Here is a 12,283-nt window from a genome sequence, read left to right as displayed (position 1 = left end):
CCGCGCCTTCTGGGGGGTGAGTCACCAACCCCCAGCGCAGTCGCCGGCCGGTGTCCATCCAGGCATCGGCCGACGGCGGACCCAGCAGAGAACGAGCACTGCTATGTAAGGGGAAGCCATGACAGCGACGACCGACGGAAGCAGCGGAGCGGCAGCTCCCCGCGCGACCGCGGCCAGCACTGCCCGATCGACCGACACGACCACCGAGACGGCCGGCCCGCGCGAGGCCGCGGACCGGGCCGCCCGGCGCGCCACCGAGTACCTGCTCGACCGGCAGGACGCCCAGGGCTGGTGGAAGGGCGACCTCGAGACGAACGTCACGATGGACGCCGAGGACCTGCTGCTGCGCCAGTTCCTGGGGATCAGGGACGAGGCGACCACCCGCGCGGCCGGCCTCTTCATCCGCGGCGAACAGCGCGAGGACGGCAGCTGGGCCACGTTCTTCGGCGGCCCCGGCGAACTCTCCACCACCGTCGAGGCGTACGTCGCCCTGCGCCTCGCCGGGGACGCCCCCGGCGACCCGCACATGGCGAAGGCATCCGCCTGGGTCAGGGAGCGCGGCGGCATCGCAGCGAGCCGCGTCTTCACCCGCATCTGGCTGGCCCTGTTCGGCTGGTGGAAGTGGGACGACCTGCCCGAACTCCCGCCGGAACTCATCTACTTCCCGAAGTGGCTGCCGCTCAACATCTACGACTTCGGCTGCTGGGCCCGGCAGACCATCGTGCCGCTCACGATCGTCTCCGCCAAGCGCCCCGTGCGGCCCGCGCCCTTCCCCCTCGACGAACTCCACACCGACCCGCGAAACCCCAGCCCGTCCAAACCCCTTTCCTCACTGGCCAGTTGGGACGGCGCCTTCGAGCGGCTCGACAAGGCGATGCACCTCTACCGCAAGGTCGCGCCCCGCAGGCTGCGCAGGGCGGCCATGAACACCGCCGCCCGCTGGATCATCGAACGCCAGGAGAACGACGGCTGCTGGGGCGGCATCCAGCCCCCCGCCGTGTACTCCGTCATCGCCCTCCATCTCCTCGGCTACGACCTCCAACACCCCGTGATGAAGGCGGGGTTGGAGTCCCTGGACCGGTTCGCCGTGTGGCGCGAGGACGGGGCCCGGATGATCGAGGCCTGCCAGTCCCCGGTGTGGGACACCTGTCTGGCCGTCATCGCGCTCGCCGACGCGGGCCTGCCCGCCGACCACCCGGGACTCGTCAAGGCCGCCGAGTGGATGCTGCGGGAACAGATCGACCGGCCCGGCGACTGGTCCGTACGCAAGCCTCAACTCGCCTCCGGCGGATGGGCGTTCGAGTTCCACAACGACAACTACCCCGACATCGACGACACCGCCGAGGTCGTCCTCGCCCTGCGCCGCGTCCGGCACCCCGACATCGCCCGCATGGAGAAGGCCATCGGGCGCGGGGTGCGCTGGAACCTCGGGATGCAGTCGAAGAACGGCGCCTGGGCCGCGTTCGACGTCGACAACACCAGCCCCTTCCCGAACCGGCTGCCGTTCTGCGACTTCGGCGAGGTCATCGACCCCCCGTCCGCCGACGTCACCGGACACGTCGTCGAGATGCTCGCCGTCGAAGGCCTCACGCACGACCCCCGCACCCGGCGCGGCATCGACTGGCTGCTCGCCGAACAGGAGCCGAACGGCGCCTGGTTCGGCCGCTGGGGCGTCAACTACATCTACGGCACAGGGTCGGTGCTGCCCGCCCTGACCGCCGCAGGACTGCCCACCTCGCACCCCGCGATCCGCCGCGCCGCCGACTGGCTCGCGTCCGTCCAGAACGACGACGGCGGCTGGGGCGAGGACCTGCGCTCCTACCGCTACGAGGACTGGAAGGGCCACGGCGCCTCCACCGCGTCCCAGACCGCCTGGGCCCTGATGGCGCTCCTGGCGGCGGGGGAGCGGGACTCGAAAGAGGTCGAACGCGGAGTCGCCTTCCTGACCGGGACCCAGCTGGCCGACGGCACCTGGGACGAGCCGTACTTCACCGGCACCGGCTTCCCCTGGGACTTCTCGATCAACTACCACCTGTACCGCCACGTCTTCCCCCTCACCGCACTGGGCCGGTACGTCCACGGGGAGCCGTTCTCCGACCGGCCGGCACTGCCGGGCAAGGGGGGCTGATGGCCGCATCCCCGGCGGCACCGAGACCGCCGGAACCCGTCCCGCTGCTGGTCGCCTGCGCGCTCGGCATCGAGCACCTCGCCCTGCGCACCGGCGCCCGAACGCGGGCCCCGGCCGCCGTGACCGTACTGCGGACGGGCATGGGCCCCAAGGCGGCCGAGCGGTCCGTGACCCGGGCCCTGGACGGGCCGCCGCTCATGGACGCGGCCGTCCTCGCGACCGGCTTCTGCGCGGGCCTCGCCCCCGGAATGCACCCGGGTGACCTGGTCGTCGCCGAGGAGACCCGCGACCCGTACGGCTCCACGCCGTGCACCGGTACGGAGCTCCTCGTGCGGGAGCTGGTCAGGGCGGTCCCCGGCCGGACCGTGCACACCGGGCCGCTGACCGGGTCCGACCACGTCGTGCGAGGTCAGGAGCGCGGGGACCTGCTGGCCACCGGCGCGATCGCCGTCGACATGGAGTCAGCCGCCACGCTGCGCGCGGCGACCGTGCACGGCCCACGTCCGGTTGCGGCCGTACGGGTGGTCGTGGACGCTCCAGAACATGAACTCGTCCGTATCGGCACGGTGCGCGGTGGAATATCAGCTTTCCGTGTTCTTCGTGCCGTACTTCCCGCATTCTTCGAATGGCACCGTTCTTTGCTGCTCCCCCGGAGGTGAGCCAGATGGCCATGCCGCTGCGTCAGTCCATCAAGGTCGCGACGTACCTCTTTGAACAGAAGCTCCGCAAGCGCGACAAGTTCCCGCTCATTGTCGAACTGGAGCCGCTGTACGCCTGCAACCTCAAATGCGAGGGCTGCGGAAAGATCCAGCACCCGGCCGGTGTGCTCAAGCAGCGGATGCCCGTGGCGCAGGCCGTGGGCGCCGTCCTGGAGTCCGGTGCGCCGATGGTGTCCATCGCAGGCGGCGAGCCCCTGATGCACCCCCAGATCGACGAGATCGTGCGGCAGCTGGTCGCGCGGAAGAAGTACGTCTTCCTCTGCACGAACGCGCTGCTGCTGCGCAAGAAGATCGACAAGTTCAAGCCGTCGCCCTTCTTCGCCTTCACGGTGCACATCGACGGGATGCGCGAGCGCCACGACGAGTCGGTCGCCAAGGAAGGCGTCTTCGACGAGGCGGTGGCGGCCATCAAGGAGGCCAAGAGGCGCGGCTTCCGGGTCACCACGAACTCGACCTTCTTCAACACGGACACCCCGCAGAACATCATCGAGGTGCTGAACTACCTCAACGACGACCTCCAGGTCGACGAGATGATGCTGTCGCCCGCCTACGCCTACGAGAAGGCGCCCGACCAGGAGCACTTCCTCGGCGTCGAGCAGACCCGCGAACTCTTCAAGAAGGCGTTCGCGGGCGGGAACAGGCGGCGCTGGCGGCTCAACCACTCGCCGCTCTTCCTCGACTTCCTCGAAGGGAAGATCGACTTTCCGTGCACCGCGTGGGCGATCCCGAACTACTCGCTCTTCGGCTGGCAGAAACCCTGCTACCTGATGGCGGACGGATACGTCACCACGTACAAGGACCTTGTCGAGAAGACCGACTGGGACGCCTACGGCCGGGGCAAGGACGACCGCTGCAACAACTGCATGGCGCACTGCGGCTACGAGCCGACGGCCGTGCTCGCCACGATGGGCTCGCTCAAGGAGTCCATCCGTGCCGCCCGTGAGACCGTCTCGGGGAATCGGGGCTGATACACCATGAGTTCAGGAGAGCCTGTCGCACTCGGGCTCCCTTCGCTTCCGGTCCGGCCGGTCGCCGCTCGCAGGACGAGCAGGCTGATCCATGTCGGGCCGGTGGCCGTGGGGGGCGGAGCGCCGGTGTCCGTGCAGTCGATGACGACGACGCGGACCTCGGACGTCGGGGCCACGCTGCAGCAGATCGCCGAACTGACGGCGGCCGGCTGCCAGATCGTGCGGGTGGCGTGCCCCACGCAGGACGACGCGGACGCGCTCGCGGCGATCGCGCAGAAGTCGCAGATCCCGGTGATCGCGGACATCCACTTCCAGCCGAAGTACGTGTTCGCGGCCATCGACGCGGGGTGTGCGGCGGTGCGCGTGAACCCGGGCAACATCAAGCAGTTCGACGACAAGGTGAAGGAGATCGCGCGCGCCGCGAAGGACGCGGGCACCCCGATCCGCATCGGTGTGAACGCGGGCTCGCTGGACGCCCGGCTCCTGAAGAAGTACGGCAAGGCGACGCCTGAGGCACTGGTCGAGTCGGCGCTGTGGGAGGCGTCGCTCTTCGAGGAGCACGACTTCGGCGACATCAAGATCTCGGTCAAGCACAACGACCCGGTCGTGATGGTGAACGCCTACCGGCAGCTCGCGGCCCAGTGCGACTACCCGCTGCACCTGGGCGTGACGGAGGCGGGTCCGGCGTTCCAGGGCACCATCAAGTCCGCCGTCGCCTTCGGGGCGTTGCTCAGTGAGGGGATCGGCGACACGATCCGCGTCTCGCTGTCCGCGCCGCCCGTGGAGGAGGTCAAGGTCGGCATCCAGATCCTGGAGTCGCTCGGCCTGCGGCAGCGGCGTCTGGAGATCGTGTCCTGCCCGTCGTGCGGGCGGGCTCAGGTCGACGTCTACAAGCTGGCCGAAGAGGTGACAGCGGGTCTGGACGGCATGGAGGTGCCGCTCAGGGTCGCCGTCATGGGGTGTGTGGTGAACGGGCCCGGCGAGGCGCGCGAGGCGGATCTCGGTGTCGCCTCCGGCAACGGCAAGGGTCAGATCTTCGTGAAGGGCGAGGTCATCAAGACCGTCCCCGAGTCGAAGATCGTCGAGACGCTCATCGAAGAGGCGATGAAGATCGCCGGGCAGATGGAGAAGGACGGCGTGGCCTCGGGCACGCCGGACGTCACCGTGAGCCGATAACAACCGGAGAGGGGGCCCGAGCGTGCCGATCTTGGAAAACGTCCGGGGACCGCGCGACCTGAAGGCGCTGAGCGAGGAACAACTCGCCGAACTGGCCGCGGAGATCAGGGAGTTCCTCATTCACGCCGTGTCGAGGACCGGAGGTCACCTGGGACCCAACCTCGGGGTGGTGGAACTCTCCGTCGCCCTGCACCGCGTCTTCGAGTCACCGGTCGACCGGATCCTGTGGGACACCGGCCACCAGAGCTATGTGCACAAGATGCTGACGGGCCGTCAGGACTTCTCGAAGCTGCGCGGCAAGGGCGGCCTGTCCGGCTACCCGTCGCGCGAGGAGTCCGAGCACGACGTCATCGAGAACAGCCACGCGTCCACCGCGCTCGGCTGGGCCGACGGCCTCGCCAAGGCCCGCCAGGTCCTGGGGGAGCGCGGCCACGTCGTCGCCGTCATCGGCGACGGGGCACTCACCGGCGGCATGGCCTGGGAGGCGCTGAACAACATCGCCGCCGCGAAGAACCGCCCGCTCATCATCGTCGTGAACGACAACGAGCGCTCGTACGCACCCACGATCGGCGGCCTCGCCAACCACCTCGCCACCCTGCGCACCACCGACAACTACGAGAAGGTCCTCGCCTGGGGCAAGGACGTCCTCCTGCGCACCCCCGTGATCGGACGCACGGTGTACGAGTCCCTGCACGGCGCCAAGAAGGGCTTCAAGGACGCCTTCGCGCCGCAGGGCATGTTCGAGGACCTGGGGCTCAAGTACGTGGGCCCCATCGACGGGCACGACATCGGCGCCGTCGAGTCGGCGCTGCGCCGCGCCAAGCGGTTCCACGGGCCCGTACTCGTACATTGCCTCACCGAGAAGGGCCGCGGTTACGAGCCCGCGCTCGCGGACGAGGCCGACCACTTCCACACCGTCGGCGTCATGGACCCGCTCACCTGCGAACCGCTCGCACCGTCCAACGGGCCTTCCTGGACCTCGGTGTTCGGCGACGAACTCGTCCGCATCGGCCGTGAGCGGGACGACGTCGTCGCGATCACCGCGGCGATGCTGCACCCCGTCGGACTCACGAAGTTCGCCGAGGAGTTCCCGCAGCGTGTGTGGGACGTGGGCATCGCCGAGCAGCACGCGGCGGTCTCGGCGGCCGGCCTCGCGACGGGCGGCCTCCACCCCGTCGTCGCCGTCTACGCCACCTTCCTCAACCGCGCCTTCGACCAGCTCCTCATGGACGTCGCCCTGCACAAGTGCGGCGTCACCTTCGTCCTCGACCGGGCGGGCGTCACCGGTGTCGACGGGCCCTCGCACAACGGCATGTGGGACATGTCCGTGCTCCAGGTCGTGCCCGGCCTGCGCATCGCCGCCCCGCGCGACGCCGAACAACTGCGCACACAGCTGCGGGAAGCCGTCGCCGTCGACGACGCGCCCACGCTCGTACGCTTCCCGAAGGAGTCCGCCGGACCCGAGATCCCGGCGGTCGACCGGATCGGCGGCCTCGACGTCCTGCACCGCGCCGACGACGCGGAGGTGCTCGTCGTCTCCGTCGGCGTGATGGCCCCGGTCTGCCTCAAGGTCGCCGAACTCCTCGCGGCACGCGGCATCAACTGCACGGTCGTGGACCCCCGTTGGGTCAAACCCGTCGACCCCGACCTCGCGCCGCTCGCCGCCCGGCACAAGCTGGTCGCCGTCGTCGAGGACAACAGCAAGGCGGCCGGCGTCGGTTCCGCCGTGGCCCTCGCGCTCGGTGAGGCCGAAGTCGACGTGCCGGTACGGAGGTTCGGGATCCCCGAGCAGTTCCTCGCGCACGCCAAACGCGCTGAGGTGCTCGCCGACATCGGACTCACGCCCGTCGAGATCGCCGGGCGGATCGGTTCCAGCATGGCCCAGAGGGCCGTGACCGAGGCCCCCGCGGCCGGCAAGGAGAGCGACGACGTATGAGCAAGGAGTTCGATCTCGGCCGGCTCCTGGCCGAGCGCGGCGCCGAGCGCTACGAGCTGCACGAGAAGTACCTGAACCACCAGCTCCCGCGCATGTTGCACACCATCGGCTTCGACAAGGTCTACGAGCGGGCCGAGGGCGCGTACTTCTGGGACCGGGACGGCGACGACTACCTGGACATGCTCGCCGGATTCGGCGTGATGGGACTCGGCCGGCACCACCCCGTCGTCCGCAAGGCCCTGCACGACGTCCTCGACGCCTCGCTCGCCGACCTCACCCGCTTCGACTGCCAGCCGCTGCCGGGCCTGCTCGCCGAGAAACTGCTCGCGCACAGCCCGCACCTGGACCGCGTCTTCTTCGGCAACAGCGGCACCGAGGCCGTCGAGACGGCGCTGAAGTTCGCCCGGTACGCGACCGGCAGGCCACGCATCCTGTACTGCGGGCACGCCTTCCACGGGCTGACCACCGGGTCTCTGTCAGTGAACGGCGAGTCCGGATTCCGGGACGGCTTCGCGCCGCTCCTGCCGGACACCGCGGTGCCGCTCGGCGACCTCGACGCCCTGCGCGCGGAGCTGGCGAAGGGCGACGTCGCCGCGCTGATCGTCGAGCCCATCCAGGGCAAGGGCGTCCACGCGGCGCCGCCCGGCTATCTGCGCGCCGCCCAGGAACTGCTGCACCGGCACAAGGCCCTGCTCATCGCGGACGAGGTCCAGACGGGCCTCGGCAGGACCGGCGACTTCTACGCCTACCAGCACGAGGACGGCGTCGAACCCGACCTCGTGTGCGTGGCGAAGGCGCTGTCCGGCGGCTATGTGCCCGTCGGCGCGACCCTCGGCAAGGACTGGATCTTCAAGAAGGTCTACTCGTCCATGGACCGGGTGCTCGTCCACTCGGCCAGCTTCGGGTCCAACGCCCAGGCCATGGCCGCCGGTCTCGCGGTCCTGGCCGTCATGGAGGACGAGCAGACCGTCGCCAACGCGCGGGCGACCGGCGAACTCCTGAAGTCCCGCCTCGCCGCACTCGTCGACCGCTACGAGCTGCTGAGCGACGTACGCGGCCGGGGCCTGATGATCGGCATCGAGTTCGGGCGGCCCAGATCCCTGAAACTGCGCAGCCGCTGGACGATGCTCCAGGCCGCGCGCAAGGGACTCTTCGCGCAGATGGTCGTCGTACCGCTGCTCCAGAAGCACCGGATCCTCACCCAGGTCTCCGGTGACCACCTGGAGGTCATCAAGCTGATCCCGCCGCTGATCATCGGGGAGCGCGAGGTGGACCGCTTCGTCGACGCGTTCACCGCCGTCATGGACGACGCGCACTCGGGCGGCGGACTGATGTGGGACTTCGGCAAGACGCTCGTGAAGCAGGCGGTCGCCAACCGCTGAAGCCTTTGCGTGAGGTTTGCGCGAGGTGCTTTTGCCTCTGGGGCAAGAAATTTGCCCTAGAGGCACGGCTCTGGCTCAATCGACGGTATGAGCCCTGCCCTGCCGGAGCCGGCTCCGGACTCCTCGGAGCCCGGCCCCGAGCCCACGGAGCTGCCTGTCGTCGCGCCACAGCTGCGCGAACTGCGCCGCCGCGCCGCCCTCACCCTGGAGGCCGCCGCCCGCGCCGCCGGACTCTCGCCGGCCCATCTCTCCCGCCTGGAGACGGGGCGCCGCCAGCCCTCGCTCCCGATGCTGCTCGCCCTCGCCCGCACCTACGGTACGACGGTCTCGGAGGTCCTGGGGGAGACTCCGGCGGACCAGAACTCCGTCGTGCGCGCCGGTGACATGGAACCCAACGAGGCGGGCGGCTGGATCTATCGCCAGGCCGGTTCCCCCGGGCGCGGGATGCAGGCCCTGCGCGTCCATGTGCCGTACGGCGCCCAGGGCGACATCGTGCGGGTCCACCCCGGCGAGGAGTGGCTGTACGTCCTCGAAGGGCGGCTGCGGCTGCGCCTCGGGGACACCGCGTACGGGCTCGAGGCGGGGGACAGCGCGCACTTCGACTCGCTCACCCCGCACCGGATCGCCGCCGCCGACCGCGGCGGCGCCGAACTGCTCTTCGTCCACACCCTGCTGCAGAGCCCGTCCGCCGCGCTGTGTCTCGGACCGGCGGCCGGCGGCGGCGAACCGACCCTGGGAGGCCCGCGATGAACGCGGAGACCAACGACGTGACCGGCGACGTGACCACCGGCGTGACCGGTGATGTGACCGGGCCCGTGAACCCCGTCCGCCGGCGCGACGTGGAGGACAGGCTCCCGCGCGGCATCTGGGTGCGGCTGCTCGTCTACGTCTTCGCCGGGCACATCGTCGCGGCCTTCATCTACCTGCTGTTCACGCTGGGGGCCTCGCGCGGGTGACGCCGTGAGGCCAAGAGCCGGTTCCGGTCCCGATCCCGGTCCTGGTCCTGGTCAGTCGAGGAGGTGCTCGCGCAGGCGATCACGCTCGGCCGGGGTCAGCTCGAGGCCTTCCTCCAGGTAGCGGTCGACCGAGCCCCACGTCTCCTCGATCGTCTCGAAGGCGGCCGCCAGATAGCCGGCGCGCGCGTCGAACAGAGGGCTCAGCAGCTCCATGACCTCGGGGGACATCGCGTCCTCGTCGGCGCTGGAGCGGTGCACCTTGTAGCGGCGGTGCGCGGCGTTCGACTCCAGGTAGTCCGCCTCGATCGCGTCGCGCTCCACGCCCACGGCCAGCAGCGTGACCGCTATCGAGAGACCCGCGCGGTCCTTGCCCGCCGCGCAGTGCATGAGCGCGGGCACGCTGTCCTCGGCCATGGCGTGCAGCACCTGGCTGTGCTCGGCGGTCCGCTCCTTGATGATCGCCCGGTACGACGTGATCATGCGGTCCGCCGCCTGGCCCTCGGACAGGGCCGCGCGCAGCTCGTCGATGTGGCCGTCGCGGACCATCTTCCAGAACTCGGCGCCGTCCGCCGGGTCGGTCAGCGGCAGATTCACGTTCCGCACGCCGGGCAGCGTGACGTCGGGGCCTTCGAGGCGCTGGTCGGCGGCGTTGCGGAAGTCGAAGATCGTGTGCAGCCCGAGCGAGGCGAGGAACTCGGCGTCCTCCGGCGTCGCGTGCGCGAGGTGACCGCTCCGGAACAGCACGCCCTGCTTGACCCGACGGCCGTCCACGGTGGGGAGGCCGCCCACATCGCGGAAGTTGCGCACTCCGGCCAACTCGGGCTCGGTGGACGGGACCTGCTGCGTCACGGGGGCTCCTCCCGGTCGGCCGCGGCGCTGTTCGCCTGCGGGCGTTCTCGACGATACGACATGGATTCCAGGGGCAACCATGTGCGACGCGACGGGTCAGAAGGGGGCCGCCATTGCGCCCTGAATGACCTAAATAAACCAGTAAGTCATTGAATGACTCGTTAGTCATAAATAGACCTGAAATGACGTGACATGGCGTGTCATATGTGAGCAGCCTCATAGCCGTGACCGGGCGTGACGGGCGCGCCGAGTGAACTCCCTTGAACTCCCCTTAGGAATAACAGTTGCAAAGATCGGGAGTCCACGGAGTGTGACGGCGTGCTCCGGAGTGGATCAGCAAAGGATCAAGACCCGGGCCGCGCAAGGGCGTTCGGGCCTTGTCGTGGCGCTCCCCGCTCGCTTACGTTCACCGCAATCCGGACGGAACGCCTAATCCTGCCGCCGACCGGAATCCGCATCCAGATCCGTGCCGGCAGGAGCGGGGGACCCAGGTAGAACGCCGTTTCCGGGACACCGGCGACGGCTCGGGGTGAAGCCGTGCCCGAACAGGGCCCGGCCGGGCATCTCCAGCCCGAACCCGACAGCTCACCTCGCAGGCGACGGAGAGGAATCCGCCATGCCCGCGAAGGGTAAGCACCGCCGTCCGAAGTCCCTGAACCTCACCCGCACCGCCGCCCTGGTCGTCGCCGGTGGCGCCGCGATCGCGCTGCCCCTGCTGGGTGCCGCCGGCGCCCACGCCGCGACCCCGGCCGCGGCGCCCGCGCTGGCCATCCAGGCCTCCGCCAGCGCCGGCTACCAGCTGCCCGTCCAGGGCGCCAAGATCGGCACGGCCTACAAGACCCCCGGCCCCATGTGGTCCAGCGGCTACCACACCGGCGTGGACTTCCTCGTCCCGACGGGCACGTCCATCAAGGCCATAGCCGCCGGCACCGTGGTCTCCGCCGGCTACGACGGCGCGTACGGCAACGAGGTCGTCGTCCTGCACCCCGACGGCAAGTACTCGCAGTACGCCCACATGTCGGCGCTGTCCGTCTCGACCGGCCAGAGTGTGACCGAGGGCCAGCAGCTCGGCCTCTCGGGTGCCACTGGCAACGTCACGGGACCGCACCTGCACTTCGAGATCCGCACCACCCCGTACTACGGCTCGGACGTCGACCCGGTCGCGTACCTCAACGCCCACGGGGTCTCCGTCTGACCCGGGCAGCGTGACACCGAAGGGGCGGGCCCGGCGCGGGCCCGCCCCTCCGGGCGTACTCCGGGGGCCGTATTCCTGGAATGCCGAAACTGACCGGGTGGTCTATGTCACCACTCGTCAACCCCTCCTTACGGTCGCGTAGGTCACATCCCCGGGTGAAAGATGTGTGGTTGTGGCAAACGAATCGAGATCACTCAGCGGCGGCACGATTCGGTCCTACGCGGCGGTGGGGGACAGCTTCACCGAAGGCGTCGGGGACCCCGGCCCCGACGGCAGCTTCGTGGGCTGGGCCGACCGCCTCGCCGTCCTCCTGGACGACCGGACCCCCGAGCACTCCTTCCGGTACGCGAACCTCGCCGTGCGCGGCAAGCTCCTCGACCAGATCGTGGAGGACCAGCTCCCGCGCGCCATGGAGCTCGCCCCCGAGCTGGTGAGCTTCTCCGCCGGCGGCAACGACATCATCCGGCCCGGCACCGACCCCGACGACGTCGCGGAACGCTTCGAGAAGGCCGTGGCCAAACTGACCTCCGCCGTCGGCACCGTCATGGTCACCACGGGCTTCGACACCCGTGACGTCCCGGTCCTCAAGCATCTGCGCGGCAAGATCGCGACGTACAACGGACATGTGCGCGCGATCGCCGACCGCCATGGTTGCCCGGTGCTCGACCTGTGGTCGCTGAAGACGGTCCAGGACCGCCGGGCCTGGGACGACGACCGGCTGCACCTCTCGCCCGAGGGGCACACGCGGGTCGCGCTGCGGGCGGGCCAGGTGCTCGGCGTCGACGTGCCCGCCGACCCGGACCAGCCCTGGCCGCCGCAGGCGCCGCGCGGCACGCTGGAGGTCCGGCGCGACGACATCCACTGGGCCCGTGAGTTCCTGGTCCCGTGGATCGGGCGACGGCTGCGGGGCGAGTCGTCCGGGGACCACGTCGAGGCGAAGCGGCCCGATCTGCTGCCGCTCTGACGGGAGTTGA

The 12,283-nt window shown here is 70.0% G+C and carries 11 protein-coding genes and 1 riboswitch; of the genes, 10 read left to right on the top strand and 1 reads right to left on the bottom strand.

Features of this window, described 5'->3' with window-relative positions:
- Positions 1 to 118: 118 nt before the first annotated feature.
- From shc to ABZ893_RS03060, 8 genes are all read left to right on the top strand, one after another.
- A complete protein-coding gene (gene shc, locus ABZ893_RS03095; RefSeq protein ID WP_361395758.1) occupies positions 119 to 2,128 on the top strand; it encodes a squalene--hopene cyclase in 2,010 nt (669 codons plus the stop codon).
- On the top strand, positions 2,128 to 2,787 hold the full coding sequence (locus ABZ893_RS03090; RefSeq protein WP_361395755.1) for a 1-hydroxy-2-methyl-2-butenyl 4-diphosphate reductase: 660 nt from the start codon (positions 2,128 to 2,130) through the stop codon (positions 2,785 to 2,787). Before shc ends, ABZ893_RS03090 begins: the two co-directional genes overlap by 1 nt.
- Before the next feature lie 5 nt (positions 2,788 to 2,792).
- Entirely contained in the window at positions 2,793 to 3,815 is a 1,023-nt protein-coding gene (hpnH, locus tag ABZ893_RS03085; RefSeq protein ID WP_361395752.1) for an adenosyl-hopene transferase HpnH, read from the top strand.
- A 6-nt stretch (positions 3,816 to 3,821) separates the two neighbouring features.
- Entirely contained in the window at positions 3,822 to 4,991 is a 1,170-nt protein-coding gene (gene ispG / locus ABZ893_RS03080; protein ID WP_361395749.1) for a flavodoxin-dependent (E)-4-hydroxy-3-methylbut-2-enyl-diphosphate synthase, read from the top strand.
- Between the two features lie 22 nt (positions 4,992 to 5,013).
- Positions 5,014 to 6,927, top strand: coding sequence for a 1-deoxy-D-xylulose-5-phosphate synthase (gene dxs / locus ABZ893_RS03075; RefSeq protein WP_361395747.1), 1,914 nt, complete (start codon positions 5,014 to 5,016; stop codon positions 6,925 to 6,927).
- Positions 6,924 to 8,309 carry an aspartate aminotransferase family protein gene (locus tag ABZ893_RS03070; RefSeq protein WP_361395744.1) on the top strand — a complete coding sequence of 462 codons (1,386 nt, stop codon included), beginning with the start codon at positions 6,924 to 6,926 and terminating at the stop codon, positions 8,307 to 8,309. The genes dxs and ABZ893_RS03070 overlap by 4 nt, the downstream gene beginning before the upstream one ends.
- Before the next feature lie 87 nt (positions 8,310 to 8,396).
- Positions 8,397 to 9,059, top strand: a complete 663-nt coding sequence (locus ABZ893_RS03065; RefSeq protein WP_361395740.1) for an XRE family transcriptional regulator — start codon at positions 8,397 to 8,399, stop codon at positions 9,057 to 9,059.
- Positions 9,056 to 9,265 carry a DUF6126 family protein gene (locus ABZ893_RS03060; protein ID WP_361395737.1) on the top strand — a complete coding sequence of 70 codons (210 nt, stop codon included), beginning with the start codon at positions 9,056 to 9,058 and terminating at the stop codon, positions 9,263 to 9,265. The genes ABZ893_RS03065 and ABZ893_RS03060 overlap by 4 nt, the downstream gene beginning before the upstream one ends.
- Before the next feature lie 51 nt (positions 9,266 to 9,316).
- Here the strand turns inward: ABZ893_RS03060 and ABZ893_RS03055 are convergent, their stop codons facing one another.
- Positions 9,317 to 10,114 (bottom strand): tyrosine-protein phosphatase, encoded by a 798-nt coding sequence (locus ABZ893_RS03055; RefSeq protein ID WP_361395734.1) that lies wholly within the window; start codon positions 10,112 to 10,114, stop codon positions 9,317 to 9,319.
- 416 nt (positions 10,115 to 10,530) lie between these two features.
- Positions 10,531 to 10,726, top strand: a riboswitch (cyclic di-AMP (ydaO/yuaA leader).
- Between the two features lie 4 nt (positions 10,727 to 10,730).
- On the opposite strand from ABZ893_RS03055, the gene ABZ893_RS03050 reads away from it, so the two are divergent.
- Both ABZ893_RS03050 and ABZ893_RS03045 read left to right on the top strand, forming a co-directional pair.
- The gene (locus ABZ893_RS03050; protein WP_361395731.1) at positions 10,731 to 11,309 is read left to right on the top strand and encodes a M23 family metallopeptidase; all 579 of its coding nucleotides are present in this window, start codon (positions 10,731 to 10,733) and stop codon (positions 11,307 to 11,309) included.
- A 172-nt stretch (positions 11,310 to 11,481) separates the two neighbouring features.
- Entirely contained in the window at positions 11,482 to 12,273 is a 792-nt protein-coding gene (locus ABZ893_RS03045; protein ID WP_361395729.1) for an SGNH/GDSL hydrolase family protein, read from the top strand.
- Positions 12,274 to 12,283 lie beyond the last annotated feature (10 nt).

The sequence above is a fragment of the Streptomyces sp. NPDC046821 genome (genome assembly GCF_040645335.1).
Taxonomy (GTDB): domain Bacteria; phylum Actinomycetota; class Actinomycetes; order Streptomycetales; family Streptomycetaceae; genus Streptomyces.
This window is presented reverse-complemented; position numbering and strand designations above follow the sequence as displayed.

Bases quoted from the DNA above. Each gene is read 5' to 3' on its own strand.
- shc (WP_361395758.1), top strand. From the start codon at position 119: ATGACAGCGACGACCGACGGAAGCAGCGGAGCGGCAGCTCCCCGCGCG.
- ABZ893_RS03090 (WP_361395755.1), top strand. From the start codon at position 2,128: ATGGCCGCATCCCCGGCGGCACCGAGACCGCCGGAACCCGTCCCGCTG.
- hpnH (WP_361395752.1), top strand. From the start codon at position 2,793: ATGGCCATGCCGCTGCGTCAGTCCATCAAGGTCGCGACGTACCTCTTT.
- ispG (WP_361395749.1), top strand. From the start codon at position 3,822: ATGAGTTCAGGAGAGCCTGTCGCACTCGGGCTCCCTTCGCTTCCGGTC.
- ABZ893_RS03070 (WP_361395744.1), top strand. From the start codon at position 6,924: ATGAGCAAGGAGTTCGATCTCGGCCGGCTCCTGGCCGAGCGCGGCGCC.
- ABZ893_RS03065 (WP_361395740.1), top strand. From the start codon at position 8,397: ATGAGCCCTGCCCTGCCGGAGCCGGCTCCGGACTCCTCGGAGCCCGGC.
- ABZ893_RS03060 (WP_361395737.1), top strand. From the start codon at position 9,056: ATGAACGCGGAGACCAACGACGTGACCGGCGACGTGACCACCGGCGTG.
- ABZ893_RS03050 (WP_361395731.1), top strand. From the start codon at position 10,731: ATGCCCGCGAAGGGTAAGCACCGCCGTCCGAAGTCCCTGAACCTCACC.